At 73.1% G+C, this 17736-nt stretch carries 15 protein-coding genes; 4 read left to right on the top strand and 11 right to left on the bottom strand.

Features of this window, described 5'->3' with window-relative positions; translation table 11 throughout:
* Positions 1-223: 223 nt before the first annotated feature.
* The 5 genes from ACIA5G_RS34775 to ACIA5G_RS34755 all read right to left on the bottom strand — a co-directional run bounded on the left by ACIA5G_RS34775 (position 224) and on the right by ACIA5G_RS34755 (position 7150).
* Positions 224-526 (bottom strand): STAS domain-containing protein, encoded by a 303-nt coding sequence (locus ACIA5G_RS34775; protein WP_395931010.1) that lies wholly within the window; start codon positions 524-526, stop codon positions 224-226.
* On the bottom strand, positions 523-4608 hold the full coding sequence (locus ACIA5G_RS34770) for a SpoIIE family protein phosphatase (RefSeq protein ID WP_395931008.1): 4086 nt from the start codon (positions 4606-4608) through the stop codon (positions 523-525). The genes ACIA5G_RS34775 and ACIA5G_RS34770 overlap by 4 nt, the downstream gene beginning before the upstream one ends.
* Before the next feature lie 159 nt (positions 4609-4767).
* Positions 4768-5199: an ATP-binding protein gene (locus tag ACIA5G_RS34765; RefSeq protein ID WP_395931006.1), complete on the bottom strand. Its 432-nt coding sequence runs from the start codon at positions 5197-5199 to the stop codon at positions 4768-4770.
* The gene (locus ACIA5G_RS34760) at positions 5196-6770 is read right to left on the bottom strand and encodes a SpoIIE family protein phosphatase (RefSeq protein ID WP_395931004.1); all 1575 of its coding nucleotides are present in this window, start codon (positions 6768-6770) and stop codon (positions 5196-5198) included. The genes ACIA5G_RS34765 and ACIA5G_RS34760 overlap by 4 nt, the downstream gene beginning before the upstream one ends.
* Entirely contained in the window at positions 6770-7150 is a 381-nt protein-coding gene (locus tag ACIA5G_RS34755; RefSeq protein WP_395931002.1) for an STAS domain-containing protein, read from the bottom strand. Before ACIA5G_RS34755 ends, ACIA5G_RS34760 begins: the two co-directional genes overlap by 1 nt.
* A 168-nt stretch (positions 7151-7318) precedes the next feature.
* Here ACIA5G_RS34755 and ACIA5G_RS34750 point away from each other — a divergent pair, with 168 nt between their 5' ends.
* Positions 7319-7699: an STAS domain-containing protein gene (locus tag ACIA5G_RS34750; protein WP_395931000.1), complete on the top strand. Its 381-nt coding sequence runs from the start codon at positions 7319-7321 to the stop codon at positions 7697-7699.
* Between the two features lie 19 nt (positions 7700-7718).
* Here ACIA5G_RS34750 and ACIA5G_RS34745 read toward each other — a convergent pair whose 3' ends face one another.
* Positions 7719-8942: a PP2C family protein-serine/threonine phosphatase gene (locus tag ACIA5G_RS34745; protein ID WP_395930998.1), complete on the bottom strand. Its 1224-nt coding sequence runs from the start codon at positions 8940-8942 to the stop codon at positions 7719-7721.
* Positions 8943-9023: 81 nt separating this feature from the next.
* On the opposite strand from ACIA5G_RS34745, the gene ACIA5G_RS34740 reads away from it, so the two are divergent.
* Positions 9024-9743 carry a histidine phosphatase family protein gene (locus ACIA5G_RS34740; RefSeq protein WP_395930996.1) on the top strand — a complete coding sequence of 240 codons (720 nt, stop codon included), beginning with the start codon at positions 9024-9026 and terminating at the stop codon, positions 9741-9743.
* Entirely contained in the window at positions 9721-10590 is an 870-nt protein-coding gene (locus tag ACIA5G_RS34735) for an NAD(P)H-hydrate dehydratase (RefSeq protein WP_395930994.1), read from the top strand. Before ACIA5G_RS34740 ends, ACIA5G_RS34735 begins: the two co-directional genes overlap by 23 nt.
* Positions 10591-10593: 3 nt before the next feature.
* Here the strand turns inward: ACIA5G_RS34735 and ACIA5G_RS34730 are convergent, their stop codons facing one another.
* From ACIA5G_RS34730 to ACIA5G_RS34720, 3 genes are all read right to left on the bottom strand, one after another.
* On the bottom strand, positions 10594-11313 hold the full coding sequence (locus ACIA5G_RS34730) for an SDR family oxidoreductase (protein WP_395930992.1): 720 nt from the start codon (positions 11311-11313) through the stop codon (positions 10594-10596).
* A gap of 106 nt (positions 11314-11419) precedes the next feature.
* On the bottom strand, positions 11420-12265 hold the full coding sequence (locus ACIA5G_RS34725; protein WP_395930990.1) for a helix-turn-helix transcriptional regulator: 846 nt from the start codon (positions 12263-12265) through the stop codon (positions 11420-11422).
* Between the two features lie 54 nt (positions 12266-12319).
* The gene (locus ACIA5G_RS34720) at positions 12320-13903 is read right to left on the bottom strand and encodes an alkaline phosphatase D family protein (protein WP_395930988.1); all 1584 of its coding nucleotides are present in this window, start codon (positions 13901-13903) and stop codon (positions 12320-12322) included.
* 159 nt (positions 13904-14062) lie between these two features.
* Between ACIA5G_RS34720 and ACIA5G_RS34715 the strand changes: the two genes are divergently transcribed.
* Positions 14063-16297: a PHB depolymerase family esterase gene (locus ACIA5G_RS34715; protein ID WP_395930986.1), complete on the top strand. Its 2235-nt coding sequence runs from the start codon at positions 14063-14065 to the stop codon at positions 16295-16297.
* On the opposite strand, the gene ACIA5G_RS34710 is transcribed toward ACIA5G_RS34715, so the two are convergent.
* Together ACIA5G_RS34710 and ACIA5G_RS34705 are read right to left on the bottom strand one after the other, a co-directional pair.
* Positions 16294-16794, bottom strand: coding sequence for a methylated-DNA--[protein]-cysteine S-methyltransferase (locus ACIA5G_RS34710; RefSeq protein ID WP_395930984.1), 501 nt, complete (start codon positions 16792-16794; stop codon positions 16294-16296). The genes ACIA5G_RS34715 and ACIA5G_RS34710 overlap by 4 nt on opposite strands.
* 15 nt (positions 16795-16809) lie before the next feature.
* A complete protein-coding gene (locus ACIA5G_RS34705) occupies positions 16810-17715 on the bottom strand; it encodes a glycoside hydrolase family 16 protein (protein WP_395930982.1) in 906 nt (301 codons plus the stop codon).
* Positions 17716-17736 lie beyond the last annotated feature (21 nt).

The following is a 17736-nucleotide window of genomic DNA, read 5'->3' as shown; positions in this document are numbered from 1 at the left end:
GAGTGGTGGACCGCTGCTGCTTCAACGGAACGGCGAAACCTTACTCGGAGGTGTCGCGTGCTCCGCAACACACCGAGACTGGAGGGGGCGGTGGCTCCGGCCCGGCGCTCACTGCTGAACGTCGTGGGTTGGCGCCGGGAACCACCTCGCGGCGACCGGTGGCACAACCCACCCCGCGACCGTCGCTGCGTTCCTCATACCCGGTGAGCCGCTGCTCAATCCTTCAGCGGATGGTCACTTTCGAGACCTGGGTGAGGCCGGACACCCGCAGCACGCGGTCGAGCAGCCGCGGCGCCACCAGCCGCAGGTCGTGCTCGTCGGCCCGGTCGAACAGCACCGCGACCCCGGCGCTGTCGAGGTAGGCCACGCCGGTGAGGTCGACGGTGACCACCGGCCCGGCCGCCAGCTCGCGGTCGAGCGCCGCGCCGAACTCCGCGGCATTGCTCATGTCGATCTCACCCGTGACGGTCAGGACCCGGTCCCCGTTGTCACCCGGGGCGGCGACCAGCGTGAGTGCCGTCGTCACGAACCGATCCTCCATTCAAGCGTGACGGTGGTGCCGGCCGTGTCGTGCCGGAGGGTGACCGCGTCGGCCAGCGCCTCCATCATCGGCACACCGCGGCCGCGAAGCACGTGGTTGTCCGGCGGCGGCTGCTTCCAGTGGCCGCGGTCGGTCACCGTGACGACCAGCCGCGGGCCGGTGAGCTCGGCCGCCAGGTGTGCGTTCGCCCCGGCCCCGGTGCCCCCGGGGTAGGCGTGCTCGACGGCGTTGGCGCAGGCCTCGCCCACGGCGACCAGCACGTCCTGCGCGAGGTCCTCGTCGAGCACCGCGGTGGCCAGCCAGCCGCGCAGCCAGTGGCGGGTCGAGGCCAGGCTGTCCGGGTGCGCCGGGAAGTCGAGCGCCAGCCGGGGCACCGTCCGGCGGTAGAGCAGCAGCGCGACGTCGTCCTCGTACCCGTCGTCCGGCCGGAGGCGGCCCATCAGGGTGGCCGCCAGGTCGGCGAGGTCGGCGTCGCGCGCGCCGTGGGCGACCGTGGTGGCCCGGTCGATGCCGTCGTCGAGCGACTCGCGGCGCCGCTCGACCAGGCCGTCGGTGTAGAGCATCAGCAGCGAGCCGATCGGGACGACCGCGGTGGCCTCCGGGCGGCTGGCCGGGACGCGGACGGCGAGCGGCACACTGGCTCCCGCGTCGAGGAACTCCGCGGTGCCGTCGCGGTGCACGAGGGTGGCCGGCGGGTGCCCGGCGCTGCTGTAGGTGAGCGCGCCGGTGGCCGGGTCGAGGATCCCGCAGAAGACCGTGGTGCAGAGGGCGCCGGGCAGCCGGTCGGCGAAGCGGTCGAGCGCGGTCAGCGTGTGCGCCGGGCTGTTGGCCTCCAGCAGCAGCGCGCGGCAGGCGCTGCGGAGCTGGCCCATCACCGCGGCCGCCGCGAGCCCGCGGCCGACGCAGTCGCCGACGACGATGCCGATCCGGTCGCCGGCCAGTGCGACGACGTCGTACCAGTCGCCGCCGACCTCCAGGGGCGGGTTCGCCGGTTCGTAGCGCACCGCGAACCCGTCGGGGAGCTGGGCCGGGCCGAGGATGGAACGCTGCAGCGCGAAGGCGACCTCGCGCTGCCGGTCGTCGCGGTGGGCGCGGCGCAGGGCGTGCGCCAGCGTCCCGGCCAGCAGCGCCAGCAGCGTCCGGTCCTCGGTGCCGAGCGGGCGGTCCGGTGCGGGGTCGACCCAGAGGGTCAGCCGGCCGCCGGGGTGGTCGAGGGTGGTGCCGGCCCCGCCGTCGGCCGGGGTCGCGTGCAGCGCCGGGAGCGCGCGGACCTGGCCGAGCGTTTCGCGCAGCGGGGTCGCGAGGTCCGTCCAGTGCCGGTCGCCGGGATCGGTCGACGTGACGCCCGGCTCGCCGTCCGGCGCCCAGCTCACCGCGAGCACCCGCTCGGCCTGCCACAGCTCGCGCAGCAGGTCGAGCGCGGTGCGGAGCACGTCCGGCACCCCGCTGACGCCGGCCAGGCGCTGGTTCATCGAGGCGAGCGCGCTTTCGCGCTGGACGGCGTAGCGCTCCGCGGTGACGTCGCGGATCGTGCCGACGAGCCGGCGGCGGCCCTCGTCGTCGTGCAGCTCGTTGTAGGCGATCGCGGCCCACACCCGGTGCCCGGCCCGGTGCCGCAGCGGCAGCACGAAGCTCCCGGCGGGGTCGGCCCCGGCCCGGCCCAGCGCGTCCGCGACCTGCCGGTACGCGACGGGATCGGTGTCCCGGCTCGGCAGCCACGGGAACGGCGGCGCGTAGGGCAGGCCCTCGGGACCGAACCCGAGCAGCTCGGCGCAGGCGGCGTTGATCTCGACGACCCGCCCGGCGGCGTCGCAGACGAAGAAGCCCTCCTGCAGCGAGTCGATCATCGCCGCCCGCCACCGGGAATGCTGCGTCCGCAGCCGGGCGAGCTGGATGGTCGTGCGGACGCGGGCGACGAGCTCCCGCGCCGAGAACGGCTTCACCAGGTAGTCATCGGCGCCGGCGCCCAGCCCGTCGACGGCGGCCTCCTGGCCGGCCCGGGCGGACAGCAGCAGCACGGGCACGGCGGCGGTGCGCGGATCGCGCCGCAGCTCGGCGAGCAGGCTCAGGCCGTCCATCCGCGGCATCATGACGTCGCTGATGATCAGGTCGGGCGGCTCGGCGCAGGCGGCGGCGAACGCCTCGACGCCGTCGCGCACCGCGGTCAATGCGTAGTCGTCGCGCAGCAGCCGGGCGAGGTAGTCGCGCATGTCGGCGTTGTCGTCGGCGATCAGCACCCGGGCGCCGCCGACCGGAGCGGGTGCGGGCGGCGTGTCGTGGCCGCCGTCGGGCAGCCAGCGCAGGGCCTCCTGCACGTACGGTTCGGCGACCTCCGCCGCGATCCCGCCGCCCGAGGGCGCCGGCGCGAGGTGCTCGGCCCGCAGGTGCCCGGTGCCCAGCGGCAGCCGGATCCGGAACGTCGTGCCGGCGCCGGGCGTGCTCTCCACGGTGACACCGCCGCCGTGCATGCCGACCAGCTCCCGCACCAGCGCGAGACCGATCCCGCTGCCTTCGTTCGAGCGCGCCCGCACCGACGGGATCCGGTGGAACCGTTCGAACAGCCGCGGCAGCTCGCCGGCGTCGATGCCGATCCCGGTGTCCGACACCGCGACCACGGCGTGCCCGGCTTCCAGGGCGGTGCTCACCCGGATCGCGCCGTCGAAGGTGTACTTGACCGCGTTGGACAGCAGGTTGAGGACGACCTTCTCCCACATCCCGCGGTCGACGTGCACCGGCTCGGCGAGCGGCGGGCAGTCGACCTCGAACGCCAGCCCGGCCCGCTCGACGGCGGCGCGGAAGACGCTCGCCAGCTCCGCGGTGAACGCCGAGAGGTCCACCGGCTCGAAGCGTGCCTGCATCCGGCCCGCCTCGATGCGGGAGAAGTCGAGCAGGTTGTTCACCAGCCGCCCGAGCCGCAGCGCGTTGCGGTGGATGACGTCGACCTCTTCACGCACCCGCTCGTCGGCCTCGCTCAGGGCCTTCTCCAGCTCCGCGACCGGGCCGAGGATCAGGGTGAGCGGGGTCCGGAACTCGTGGCTGATGTTGGCGAAGAAGGTGGTCTTGGCGGCGTCCAGCGCGGCCAGGTCCTCGGCGCGCTGCTGCTGGGCCTGGTAGGCGAGCGCGCCGTTGACCAGCGCCGTCGTCTGCTGGGCGACCAGGCCGAGGAACGTCCGGTAGGACTCGTCGAGCGCGCGCCCGGCGCTCGCCGCGAGCACGATGACGCCGCCGGCCGCGGCGCCGGCGTCCCCGGGCAGCGGCAGCACCATCGCCTCGGTGGGCGGGGCGGTCCAGTCGCCTGCGGGCAGCTCGCCGAACGTCCCGTCCGACACCACCTGCGGGACGCCGTCGTCCAGCACCTGCCGCAGCGGCCAGGCCGCCGCGTCGCCCGCGCCTTCGCCGCCGGGCGTGACGGCCGCGACCCGGAGGTCACCGTCCCCGTCGCGGACGTGGATCGCGGCGTAGGGGACGTCGGCGCCGGCCCGCCCGAGCACGTTCGCGACCAGCTCGCAGGCTTCCCCGACGGTGCGGGCGATCCCGGCCTGCGCGCCGAGCTCCCGCAGCGTCGCCAGCCGCCGTTCGCCGATCACGCGCTCGGTGGTGTCGGTGACCGCGGTGAACACCGCCCGCACGGCGCCGTGGTCGTCGTGGACCGGGCTGTAGGAGTAGGTCCAGTAGGTCTCTTCCCAGTAGCCGTGCCGGTTCATCGGCAGCAGCAGGTCCTCCGACCAGGTCGCCTCGCCGGTGCTCATCACGCCTTCGAGCATCGGGCCGACGATGTGCCAGATGTCGTCCCAGACCTCCGCGCCGCGCTTGGCGAGCGCCGGGTGCTTGGTGCCGAGCAGCGGCAGGTACGCGTCGTTGTAGAGGAACCGGAGCTCCGGGCCCCACCAGACGATCATCGGGAAGCGGGAGGTGAGGCAGATCCGCACCGCCGTGGTCAGGCTCGCCGGCCAGTCCGCCGGCTCCCCGAGCGTGGCCGACGTCCAGTCGAACTCCCGCATCCGGGCCGCCATCCGGCTGGTCCCGGGAAAAACGGCGCGCTGGCCGGATTCCTCGCCGACGCTCATCACTCTCCCGGTTCACGCGGCCCCGGGCGAGCCTACTCGGCGGCGGAAGGTCCCGCCGGGTAAGGGGAAGGTCCGGCTTTGGTGGGCCGCCCGGATGTCATGAACGAGTCGTTCACGGCGTCGGACGTGGTGAACGGGTCGTTCACGGCGGCCGCCGGCTCAGACCGCCGTGGCGCCGTTGCGCAGCCAGGTCATCGTGACGGTCGTGCCGTCCTCGCGGTGCACCTTGGCGCTGTGGTCGGCGAGGCTGTCGATGAGCAGCAGCCCGCGCCCGCGCAACCCGTTCGTCGGGACCGGTGGCTGCCAGGTGCCGTAGTCGGTGACCGTCACCGTCAGCCGTCCGTTCAGCTCCTCGGCCCGGACGTCGATCGGGCCCGCGTCGCCCTCGCGGTAGGCGTGCTCGGCCGAGTTGGCCATCGCTTCGTAGCCCGCGAGGACGACGTCCTCCTGCTCTTCGAGGCTCAAGCCGAGGGAGTCCAGCCAGCCGGCCAGCGCCTCGCGCAGCTCCGGCAGCCGGTCGGCGATCGCCACCGCGCGCCGGTGGAACGTGGCCGGGGGAGCCGGTGCGCCCGGGGGGAGGGGGTCCGTCATGTGCCGTCCTCTCCACGGTGGCGGACGTGGATCACGGCGATGTCGTCGTCGTGGCGCCCGTGTGTCAGCTCGCCGACGAGCTTGTCCCAGGCCGTGTCCAGGTCGGCCGCGGTCAGCAGCGCCGGGATCCCGGCGAGCAGCCACTCGATCCCCAGCGTCAGGTCGCGGGTGCGGCTCTCGACCAGCCCGTCGGTGTAGAGCACCAGGTCCGCGCCCGCCGGGAAGGCGGAGGTGCGCTGCGGGAAGTCGGCGCCGACCCCCAGCGGCTGGGCCATCGCCTCGCCGATCTGCTCCGGCTCGCCGTCCGGGTGGACCAGGATCGCCGGCAGGTGACCGGCGTTCGCGTACGTCAGCGAGCCGTCGGCCGGCCGGTGGACGGCGTAGAAGCAGGTGACGAAGCTTTCGCCGAACAGCCCGACGGTCAGCGCGGAGACGTTGCGCAGCACTTCCGACGGAGGCAGCTCCAGCAGGGCGTAACAGCGGACGGCGGTCCGGACCTGGCCCATCACGGTCGCCGCCGTGACGCCGTGGCCGACGACGTCGCCGATGACGAACGCGGTCGCGCCGGACGGCAGCCGGATGACGTCGAACCAGTCGCCGCCCACCTTGCTGCCGGTGGCCGCGGGCAGGTACCGGGTGAGCACGTCGAGGCCGGGGATGTCCGGGGTGACCGGCAGCATGCTCCGGGACAGCTCGGTGGCGAGGGTGCGCTCGCGTTCGTAGAGCCGGGCGTTGTCCAGCGCGATGGCCGAATAACTCGCGATGCCCTCGGCGAGGTACTCGTGCCGCTCGGTGAACCGGTCCGGCTCCGGGTGGCCGAAGAAGAACCCGCCCAGCACCTCGCCGCTGGTCGGGCTCAGCACCGACACGGCGAGGTAGCTGCACACGGGCAGGTGTCCCGCCGGCATCCCGTGGTGCGGCGCGTTCTTGCCGAACCGCGGGTCCCGCGTGATGTCCGGGCTGCGGACGGTGCCGGCGCCGTCGAAGGTCGGCGCGAACACCGCGGTGTTGCGCGGCATCGGGAACCGGGTGAACGCCTCCCGCGGCACCCCCGAAATCGTGTACAGCGTGTACGACTCGCCGAACTCGTTGATCAGGTTGTAGAAGAACGCGCCGAACTGGGCGCCGGTCGCCTTGGTGGCCGCGTCGGTCGCGTCCTGCACGATCCGGTCGATGTCGAGCTGGGCGGTCAGCTCGCGGCCCGTCGAGTGCAGCGCGTCGACCACCGCGGCTTCGCTGCGCAGCCGCCGCACGGTGGCCGCCAGGTTCGCGGTGGCCGCCTCGATGGCGGCGGCGATCGGCGGCAGCCCGCGGTTTTCGTCCGTGGGGTAGACCAGCGCGGCCCGCTCGCCACCGTCGCCCGCGACGGCCAGCGCGGCGGTGACGCCCGGCACCAGGTCCGCGAGGACCGCCGGGTCGGTCACGGCCACCGCGACCCGGCCGTCGAGCACGGCCTGCGCTTCGACCGGCCCGAGCGCGCGGACCTCGGTGGCCACCGGCGCGCCCGTGCCGTCGACGAAGGCCCGGCGCACGGCATCGAGTACGGCGTCGAAGCCGGCGGGGGCGGTCATCAGGGGGCCAGCGCGTCGGGCAGCGACGGGTAGATCGCGAACTCGTCGGTCAACCGGGTCAGCTCCAGCGGGCGCAGGGTGATCCGGCTGCCGGCCACCACCCGCAGCGGCGCCGAGCCGGTGAGCCCGCGGTGCGCCCGCACCAGCTCGGCCATGCCGGCCGAGGCGAGGAAGGTGACGTCCGTGAGGTCGATGACGAGGACGGCGGGCCGCAGCCGCGTCGCACGTTCGGCGAGCTGCCGGAGCTTGGGCGCCAGTGCGAGGTCGAGGGCTCCGTCGACCCGGAGCACCGCTGTCCCGTCCCGGTCCTCCAGCGCCACCGAGCCCGGCGAGCCAGCCGCGCCGCCGGGCGAGTTCCCGGTCGTGTCCGTTTCGGCCATGGCCATCATCCTGCCTGCTCGCAGGCGCGGCGCAAAGCGGAACGCGCGCTGACACGGCGGCGCGCGGCGGGAGTTGGCATGATTGACCCCGGTTGAGCAGACAGCCTTCGTGATCACGCGCGCCCACCGGAAATCCCGGGGGTGGCGCCGAAGGCGGGGAGAAACGCCATGACTGACCAGGCCCACAATGAAGGCTCGACCACGGCTGTGCCATTCGGCGAGTTCCGGATCGCCCGATCGGAGCAGTCCGGCGCGATCGTCGTCGAGGTCGCCGGGGACGTGGACACGACCACGGCGCCGGCGCTCGTGCGGGCCGCGGACGAGGCTTTGGCGGCCGCGCCGCCGGTGCTCGTGGTCGACCTGACCAGGGTCGACTTCCTGGCCTCGCCCGGACTGACCGCCTTGCTGACCATCCACCGCAACGCCGGGACCGCCACCGCGGTGCGGATCGTCGCCGCCGGGCGGGCGACCCTGCGCCCGATCCAGCTCACCGGGCTCGAAGAGAGCCTTTCGCTCTTCCCGACCCGCGAAGCGGCGCTCGGCGCGTAATGAGGCGTGTCCCGGCCGGTCAGCCGCCGGCCGGGACGGCTTCGCGCCGGATGGTGACCAGGGCGACGTCGTCCTGGGCCGGCCGGTTGCCGATCATCGTGGCCATCACCCGGGCGCAGAGCCGTTCCGGGTCCTCGGCGTGCACCGCCTTCGTCAGCTCGGCCATGCCGGTGTCCACCGGCCGGTCGCGCCGCTCGACGAGCCCGTCGGTGTAGAAGGCGAGCACGGCGCCCGGAGGCAGTTCGAGCACGGTGGCGCGGCGCTCGGGGATCCCGATCGTCAGCCCGATCGGGGGATCGGGCTGCACGTCCACCAGCCCGGCGCCCTGCCCCGGCCGGGCCAGCACCGGCGGCAGGTGCCCGGCGAGGGAGAGGGTGATCGACTCGCGGCTCGGGCCGATCACGCCGTAGGCGACCGTGGCCATCGCGCCGTGCTCGAAGTGGTTGGCCTTGCGGTCGAGCTTGCCGAGCACTTCGGCGGGGCTCTCGCAGTCGAGGGCGTAGGCGCGCAGGGCGCTGCGCAGCCGGCCCATGATGACGGCCGCTTCGAGGCCGTGGCCGGAGACGTCGCCCATCACGACGCCGAGCCGGTCGCCCGGCAGCAGGAACAGGTCGTACCAGTCGCCACCGAGGCCGGATTCGGCGCCGGGCACGTACCGGGCGGCGAGCGAGAGGCCGGACACGTCGGGCAGGCGGTTCGGCAGCAGGCTCCGCTGCAGCGCCATGGTGGCGGAGCGGTTCTCTTCCAGGGCCTCCACCTGGATCGCCATCGCGAGGCGGTCGGCGAGCAGCTGCAGGGTGCTGACGTCGGCCTCGGAGAACCGCCGGGGCGTGACGGAGCCGACGTGCAGCACGCCGACCAGGTCGTCACCGGCGACCATGGGCACACCGAGCATGGCGTGCAGGCCCCGCTCCCAGAGCAGTGCGTTGACCACGGTGGTCTCGTCCACCTGGTCGAGCGCGACGGGCTGCCGTTCGAGCGCCACCCGGCCGGCGAACCCGCTGCCGACCGGCACCCGGACCCCCTGGTGCACCTCTTCCTCGATGCCCGCGGCCGCAGCGGCGACGAGCTGTTGCCCGCCGGCCTGGTAACGCAGCACGGTCGCGGTGTCGACGGCCATGACCTCGCGCAGGCGGTGCAGGGTCTCGGTGAGAACCTCGGTCAGGCCGAGGTGGCCCGCCGGGGCGCCGATGATCGTTTCCAGCAGCTGCAGCCGGTCCTGGGCGTCGAGACTCCGCGACATGGACAGAATCTAGCCGCAAGCCCTTTGCGCGCCTAACCATCCCGGGTTTCGTCGGCGGGTCACCGCGGGTACCAGGCGGGCGTGAACGTCGACTTGGAGTGGGTGGGTGTGCTGCGGCACGGCCAGAGCACCGGGAACGTGGCCCGGGAGGAGGCGGAGGACGCGGGCGCCGAGGTGATCGACATCGCCGAACGCGACGCCGACGTGCCGCTGACCGGACTCGGGGAGGAGCAGGCGAAGGCCGCCGGCGAGTTCTTCGCCGGGCGCCCGCCGGACCTCGTGGTCACCTCGACCTACCGCCGGGCCTGGGACACCGCCCGGCTGGCCGCACCCGAGGGCGTGGTGATCGTGCCGGACGAACGGCTGCGCGACCGCGAGCTCGGGGTGCTGGACCTGCTGACCTCGCACGGCGTCCAGGAGCGGTGGCCCGACGAGCTGCGGCGCAAACGGCGGCTGGGCAAGTTCTACTACCGGCCACCGGGCGGGGAGTCCTGGGCCGACGTCGTGCTGCGGGTGCGGTCGCTGCTGACCGAGCTGAGCGCCGAGCGGCCCGGCGCACGGGTGCTGCTGTCCGCGCACGAGATGACGGTCTTCGCCCTGCGCTACCTCCTCGAAGGGCTGCCCGAGCCCGACCTGATGCGCGCCGCCTCGGGCACCGACGTCCCGAACTGCTCCGTGACGGCCTGGGAACGCGACCGCGACGGCGGTTTCACCATGGTGCTGGCCCAGGAGGTCGGTCACCTGCACGCCACCGAAACCCCGCCGACGGCGGACGACGATGCCGCCGAACAGCTCTCCTGACCCGGCGCCGATCAGCCCGGCCCTGTTGCGGGGCAGCCGGATCGGCGTCGAAGACCGCGGCACCGTGCTCGTCCTCGGTGGCGCCCGGACCGTGCCCGGGGCGCCGGCGCTGTCCGGGACGGCCGCCCTGCGCGCCGGGGCCGGCACACTCCAGCTGGCGGTCAGCGAACGGCACGCGACGGCGATCGGGGTGGCCGTGCCCGAGTGCTCGGTGTTCGGGCTGCCGGAGACCGGCTCCGGCGCGATCGCCGGTGCCGCCGTGGACCGGCTGGCCGACGTGCTGCCCGGCGCCGGCACTGTGGTGGTCGGTCCCGGCCTCACCGGCGCCGCCGAGACCGAGGACCTGTTGCGGCGCTTGCTCCCCGCCATCGCGCCGGACGCCAGGGTGGTGCTCGACGCCTTTGCGCTCGGCGCGCTGAGCCGGGCGCCGGAGCTGGCCGAGCCCTTGGCCGGGCGGCTCTTGCTCACCCCGAACCGGACCGAGGCCGCTTTTCTCGACGGCTGCGAAGAAGAAGACGTCGACGACCTGGCCACCGCGGTCCGGATCGCCGAGCGCTACCGGGGTGTGGTGCTGCTCATGGGCGTGGTCGCCGAGCCCGGTGGCCGCACCTGGCGCGACGGCAGCGGCCACGTCGGGCTGGCGACGTCCGGCAGCGGGGACGTGCTGGCCGGGCTGACCGGCGGCTTCCTCGCCCGCGGCGCCGACGTCGAGCAGGCGGCCTGCTGGGCCACGCACGTCCACGCCGTCGCCGGGCAGCGGCTGATCCCGACCACCGGCACCACCGGGCTGCTCGCGCGGGAGCTGGTGGCCGAGATCCCGCGGGTCATCGCCGAGCTGGAACGTTGAGCGTCACCGCTGCCCGGTCGGCCGCACGACGAGCTCGTTGACGTCGACGCCGTCGGGCTGCCCGATCGCGTAGGAGATCGCCCCGGCGATGCTCTCCGGCGGGATCGCCACCGCGCGGTAGGCCCGCATCGCCTCCTTGGCGCCGGCTTCGGTGATGGTGTCGGCCAGCTCGGACTCGACCACACCCGGCGAGACGGTCGTGACGCGGATGCCCGGGTCGGCTTCGAGGCGCAGGCCCTCGGTGATGGCCCGGGCCGCGTACTTCGTTCCACAGTAGACCGCCGCGGTGGGGACGACTTCGTGCGCGCCGGTGGAGGCGATCGTCACGAAGTGCCCGCCGCCCTGCCGCCGGAAGTGCGGCAGGGCCGCGGCGATGCCGTGGAGCAGGCCCCGGACGTTGACGTCGATCATCCGGTCCCACTCGTCGACGTGCAGGGAGTCCAGGCGGGACAACGGCATCACGCCGGCGTTGGCGACGAACACGTCGAGCCGCCCGTGGGCGCGCACGGCGGCGTCGGCGAACGCGGCGACGTCCGCGCGGTCGGTGACGTCGAGGCGGTGCACGTCGGCAGTGCCGCCGGCGTCGTGGATCTCCTTCGCCAGTGCGGCCAGCCGGTCTTCCCGCCGCGCGCCGAGCACGACGTGGTGGCCTTCGCGGGCCAGGCGCAGCGCGGTGGCGTGCCCGATGCCGCTGCTGGCGCCGGTGATGAGGATGGTCTTCACGGGATTTCCCTTCAAAGTGCGGAGTCTTTTGATGTGCGGAGTCTTTCGGGGGTGCGGAGTTTTCGGGCAGGACGAACCGGCCCGTCCACTGTGGATCGGCCGGGAATCAGCGGCGGATGTGCTCCGGCGCGCTTTCGGTGGTGAGGCTGCCCAGCAGGGCCAGCGCCGACTCCGAGGGGCTGCCCGGCTCGGCCTGGTAGACGACCAGCTGCTGGCCGGGCGCGCTGTTCACGGTCAGGGCCTCGTAGCTCAGGACGAGCTCGCCGACCAGCCGGTGGTGGAACCGCTTGGTCTCGTGCGTCTTCTGCCGGACGTCGTGCCGGGCCCACAGCCGGCGGAACGCCTCGCTCTTGAGCGACAGCTCACCGACGGTCTCGATCAGCCGCGGGTCGTCCGGGTCGATCCCGGCGGCCGCCCGCAGGCCGCCGACCGTGTTCACCGCGACTCGTTCCCAGTCCGGGTAGAACTCGCGTGCGTCCGGGTCGAGGAACACCAGCCGGACCAGGTCGCCGCTGTGGGTGTGCCCGTCGAAGAGCGCCTTGCCGAGCGCGTTGTGCGCCAGCACGGTGAGGCAGCGGCCGAGGATCACGGCGGGTGTGCCCGGCCAGCCGTCCAGCAGGCGCAGCAGGTTCGGGCTGACCTGCTCCCGCCGCCGCGGGCGCCGCCGTCCGCCCGGCGCCGGGCGGGCCAGCCGGTGCAGGTGGGCGGCGGTTTCCTCGTCCAGCGCCAGCCCGTGCGCCAACGCGTCGAGGACCTGCGCCGACGGGTGCCGCTCCCGGCCCTGCTCGAGCCGGACGTAGTAGTCGGTGCTGACCCCGGCCAGCAGCGCGACCTCTTCGCGGCGCAGGCCCGGGACCCGGCGCGCGCCGCCGGCGGCCAGGCCGAGATCCTCGGGCCGCACCTGTTCGCGGCGGGCCCGGAGAAACTCCCCGAGCTGGTTGTCCTTGGCCATGATCCGAGGTTAACGCTGATCAGCCGCCCGAAGGTGGCCGCGCCGCACCCACCTTCAGGTCAGCCGGACCGACGGCCCGTCGGCGAGGGTGTGGCCGTCCGGCTGCAGCAGCGTCGCGGTGGCGGTGCGCCCGTCGACGTCGACCGACATCACCGCGTTCCCGAAGTGCGGCCCGGAAACGCAGCTCCACGTCAGCGGCGCGTCGGGGACCCCGGCGCGCCGGGCCCGCCACTCGCTGACCTTGGTCAGCGGCCGTGACCAGCCGGCCCGGAACAGCCGGTTCATGTACCAGGGCACGGTGTTGTGCACCGGCGAGCAGGTGAGCTGGTGGATCGGCGCGGCGGTCTCCGCGGGGAACCGGGCCCGCGCGACGTAGGCGTGGTGGACGTCGCCGGAGAGCACGTTCACCGAAGCGGCGCCTTCACCGGCGACGCGGGCGACGAGCTTCGCCAGCCGGTCGAACGAGTCGCGGAACGACGGCCAGTGCTCGAGGTCGGCGAGCTGCCGGAACCATTCGGACACCCGGCCGCGCAGGCCCGGCCGCGCGCAGGCGCGTTCGTTGACCGACTGCGCCGCGGCCAGTGCGTTGGGCAGCAGCCACGGCAGCGACGTGCCGATCAGCAGGTGGTCGAACCCGCCGGCGGCCTGCTCCTCGATCCACTCGAACTCGGCGTCGCCGATCATCGAGCGCTTGCCGCCGTCGAGGATCCGGCCCGCCCGCGAGTCGATGACCAGCAGCCGGACCGGGCCGAAGTCGCGCCGGTAGGACCAGCGGGTGCCCTTCGCGCCGTCGGCCTCCTCGTCGGCGTGGTCGGCGAACGCGCGCAGCCGCTCGGCGTTGTCCTCGCCGGACTTGCTGACCTGCTGGTAGAGGTCGTTCGTGGCCAGCTCGTCCGGCCCGAGGTTGCCCAGGTGCTGGTAGACCCAGTACGACACCAGCGCGCCGCGGATCCGTTCCGGCCACCATGACGTCCGTGCCATCTCCTCGCGCCACGCGTGCGAGGTGTTCCAGTCGTCACGCACGTCGTGGTCGTCGAAGATCATCGACGTCGGCACGGTCGACAGCAGCCAGCGCACCGAAGGGTCGCACCACGCCTCGAAGTACAGGTGGCAGAACTCCTCGAAGTCGGCGACCTCCGTGCCGGGCGGCTCACTGGTGTCGCGTCGCCGGGCCAGCCACTCCTGCGTCGCGTCGGTGGTCTCGTCGGCGTAGACCTGGTCGCCCAGCAGGAGCAGGGACTCCGGCCATTCGGCCTCGTCGAGCCGGGCCATCCGGTGGGCGTAGGCGGCGAGCGCGTCCGGGCCGAGTGCGTCCTGCTCCCGCGGCTTGCGGCAGGACCCGAACACCAGCCGGAACCGCGGGTCGCCGGGGGCGAGGGTGCGGATCCGGCTCGGCGGCAGGTCGCTGTCCGGCTCCGGCCACACGACGTCGCCGTCGAGCCGGACCTCGTACGGCGTGCTCCGCCCCGGTTCCAGGCCGGTGAGCACCACGAGCGCGTAGTGGTGGCCGGAGACCTCGAACGTCCGCGCGGCCGCTTCGCCGACCCGGACCTCGCACGGGCCGCCGGTCTCGACCCAGATCGTCGCCGAGGTGGCGTCGACGTGCCGCAGCAGCGGTCCCAGGAGCAGCTCGGTCATCGGGTGATCCTCCCAGAAGTACGCCGTCCCGGCCGTGCGGCAACTCCTCGGTGACCCGTTCGAAAGGTCCCGAAACATTTCGATAATCGTTGACCGGCTTCGCGCCGCGACGAACCATCGTCGCAGCTCCTCTCCTGCCCCCGGAAAGGATTTCCTCGAGTGCGAAGACTCCTCACTGCCCTCCTCGCCGCCGTGGTGCCGATCGTCGCGGTGGTCGTGCTGCTCGCCGCACAGCCCGCGTCGGCGGCCACGCTGACGCGCGTGACCGGCTTCGGGAACAACCCCAGCAACCTCAACATGTACACCTACGTCCCGGACCGGGTCGCGAGCCGCCCGGCGCTGCTGGTCGCGATCCACTACTGCACCGGTTCGGCTTCGGCGGTGTTCAACGGCTACGCCCGCGACTACGTCACCGCGGCCGACCAGTACGGGTACGTCGTCGTGTTCCCGGAGGCCACCCGCAGCGGGCAGTGCTTCGACGTCTCCTCACCGCAGGCCCTCACCCGCGGCGGCGGCAGCGACCCGGTCGGCATCCTGTCGATGGTCGACTACGCCAAGCAGCACTACAACGTCGATCCGGCCCGCGTGTTCGTCACCGGGTTCTCCTCCGGCGCGATGATGACGAACGTGCTGGCCGCGGAGTACCCGGACGTCTTCGCCGCGGGGTCGGCGTTCATGGGGGTGCCCGCCGGCTGCTTCGGCACGACCGACGGGTCGAGCTGGAACAGCCAGTGCGCCAACGGGCAGCTCACCAAGACCGCGCAGCAGTGGGGTGACCAGGCCCGGCAGATGAGCGGCGGCCGCAGCGGCCCGTACCCGCGCATGCAGCTGTGGCACGGCACCGCCGACGACACCCTGCGCTACCCGAACTTCGGCGAAGAGGTCAAGCAGTGGACCAACCTCGCCGGGCTGAGCCAGACGCCGTCGGCCACCGACCAGCCGCAGTCCGGCTGGACGCGCACCCGCTACGGCGGCGCCGGCACGCAGCCGCCGGTCGAGGGGATCAGCGTCCAGGGAGCCGGGCATTCGCTGCCGCAGAACGGGATGGTGCCGTACGCGATCGCCTTCCTGGGCCTCAACAGCGGTGGTTCGAGCACTCCGACCCCCACCACGACGACGTCCGCGCCGCCGGCCGCCGGCACCACGCTGGGCAGCGCGGCCGACCGGACCGGCCGCTACTTCGGCACGGCGGTCGCGGCGAACAAGCTCTCGGACAGCGTGTACACCGGCATCCTCAGCCGCGAGTTCTCCATGGTCACCCCGGAGAACGAGATGAAGATCGACGCGACCGAGCCGAGCCAGAACCAGTTCTCCTACGGCAACGCCGACCGGATCGTCAGCCAGGCCACCAGCCAGGGCGCGCGGATGCGCGGGCACACGCTGGCCTGGTACTCGCAGCAGCCCGGCTGGATGCAGAGCATGGAGGGCTCCGCCCTGCGGTCGGCGATGCTGAACCACGTCACCCAGGTCGCGACCCACTACCGCGGCCGGATCTACGCCTGGGACGTGGTGAACGAGGCCTTCGCCGACGGCAGTTCCGGCGCCCGGCGTGATTCGAACTTGCAACGCACCGGCAACGACTGGATCGAAGCGGCGTTCCGCGCCGCGCGAGCGGCCGACCCGGGCGCGAAGCTCTGCTACAACGACTACAACACCGACGACTGGAGCCACGCGAAGACCCAGGCCGTCTACCGCATGGTGCAGGACTTCAAGACCCGCGGCGTGCCGATCGACTGCGTCGGCTTCCAGTCGCACTTCAACAGCAACAGCCCGGTGCCGGCGAACTACCAGACGACACTGCAGAGCTTTGCCGCTCTCGGCGTGGACGTGCAGATCACCGAGCTGGACGTCGAAGGTTCGGGCACCACGCAGGCGAACAACTTCCGCACGGTGACCCAGGCGTGCCTCGCCGTCGCGCGGTGCACCGGGATCACGGTGTGGGGCATCCGGGACACGGACTCCTGGCGGGCGTCCGCCACACCGCTGTTGTTCGACGGCAACGGGTCGAAGAAGGCGGCCTACACCGCGGTGCTCGACGCGCTGAACAACGGCGCGCCGCCGGACGGCGGCCCGACCACGACCACCCCGCCGCCCCCGACGACGACCACCACGACCCCGCCGCCGGGGAACTGCACCGCGACCTACAGCAAGACGGCGGAGTGGAACGTCGGCTTCAACGGCCAGGTTTCGGTGTCGGGCACGAACTCCTGGGTGCTCACGATCACCTTCCAGGCGCCCCAGAAGGTGATCGGCAGCTGGAACTACACCGGGACCTGGGACAGCACCGGGTACGTGCTGACCGCGAAGCCCAACGGGAGCGGGAACGTCATCGGCTTCACCGTCGAGCACGGCGGGAACCTGACGGCGCCCACCGTGACCTGCCGGACCGGCTAGAACAGGCGGCCGACCTCGTCCGCGGGCGGTTCCTCGAGGCTCAGCAGGAACCGCTTGCGGGTGAGGCCGCCGGCGTACCCGGTCAGGCTCCCGCTCGTGCCGACCACGCGGTGGCACGGCACGATGACGCTGATCGGGTTCCAGCCGTTGGCGTTCCCGACCGCCTGCGCGGCGCCCGGGTCACCCAGTTCGGCGGCGAGCTGCCCGTAGGTGCGCGTCTCGCCGAACGGGATCTTCGTCAGCAGCGCCCAGACCTGCCGCTCGAACGCCGAGCCGCGCGGCGCGAGCTCGAGGTCGAACTCGCGCCGCGTGCCCGCGAAGTACTCGCCGAGCTGCTTCTCCACGGCTTCGAAGCCGTCGTCCACCCGGGGCCCGTGGTCGGTCAGGCGAGGGGTGCGCAGGTGGCCGTCGAAGTACAGGCCGAGCAGCGCGGCGCCCTCCCCGACCAGGGTCAGCGGCCCGATGGGGGAGTCGATGACGGTGTGCCGGACGCTCATGGCGCCAGCCTACCGTCAGGTGGTGCTGACCTTGACCGAGAGCGAGTCGATGCTCATTTCGGCGCCCGGCGTGATGTCCGCGGACGGGCTGGTGCAGCCGCACACCTTGTTCGGGTACGAGCCGCCGATCGCGACGTCGAAGATGACGAAGAACCCGTGGTCGACCGCGGCCTTCCAGGTCGCGTCGGACACCTGGTTCTGCTTCACCGAGAACGTCTGGTTCCCGTCGAGGAAGAACCGGAGTTCCTCGGCGGTGGCGTCCCGGCGGTCGACGACGACCGAATAGGAGTGGTAGCCGTCCTGGCAGCCCGCGCAGTCCTGCAGGTCGCTGGTGATGCCGTCCGGGTCGTGGCACTCGCCCTGCCATTGTCCACAGTGGAACGTGGTGGAGTGCTTGCTCAGCGCGTTGACGTCTTCCATGATGTCGAGCTCGCCGATGCTCGGCCAGTTCGTCGCGCCGACCGGCCGCGCGTCGGCGCCCATCGCCCAGAACGCCGGCCAGTAGCCGAGCCCGCTCGCCGGGGACGGCTGCTTGAGCGACGCGCTGATCTCCAGCTGGCCGCCGGCGGGCGCGCCGAAGTCGGTCCGCTGGGTTTCGATCCGGCCGGACGTCCAGTTGCCCGCGGCGTCGCGCAGCGGCTTGATCGCCAGGTGGCCGGCGCCGTCGTGGTAGACGTTCGCGGTCGAGTCGGTGGCCGTCTCGAGTTCGCCGGTGCCCCAGTTCGCCGCGCCGCCCGGGTAGCCGGTTCCCCTGTCGTAGAGCCAGTCCTGGGTGTTCAGCCCGGTGCCCGCGGCGCCGTCGAAGTTGTCTTCGAACACCGTCGTCCACTCCGCGTCGGCGGCCGCGGGGGCGGCCGAGAAGGCGAATGACAACGTTGCCACCGCGGCGGTCAGCCGCAGGGCGCGCTTGGTGGGGTGCATGGGTCCCGCTTTCTGTGGGAT

The organism is Amycolatopsis sp. NPDC051758, from assembly GCF_044453095.1.
Lineage (GTDB): Bacteria > Actinomycetota > Actinomycetes > Mycobacteriales > Pseudonocardiaceae > Amycolatopsis.
The sequence above is the reverse complement of the archived record's forward strand: the minus strand, read 5'-3'. Positions and strand labels throughout refer to the sequence as shown.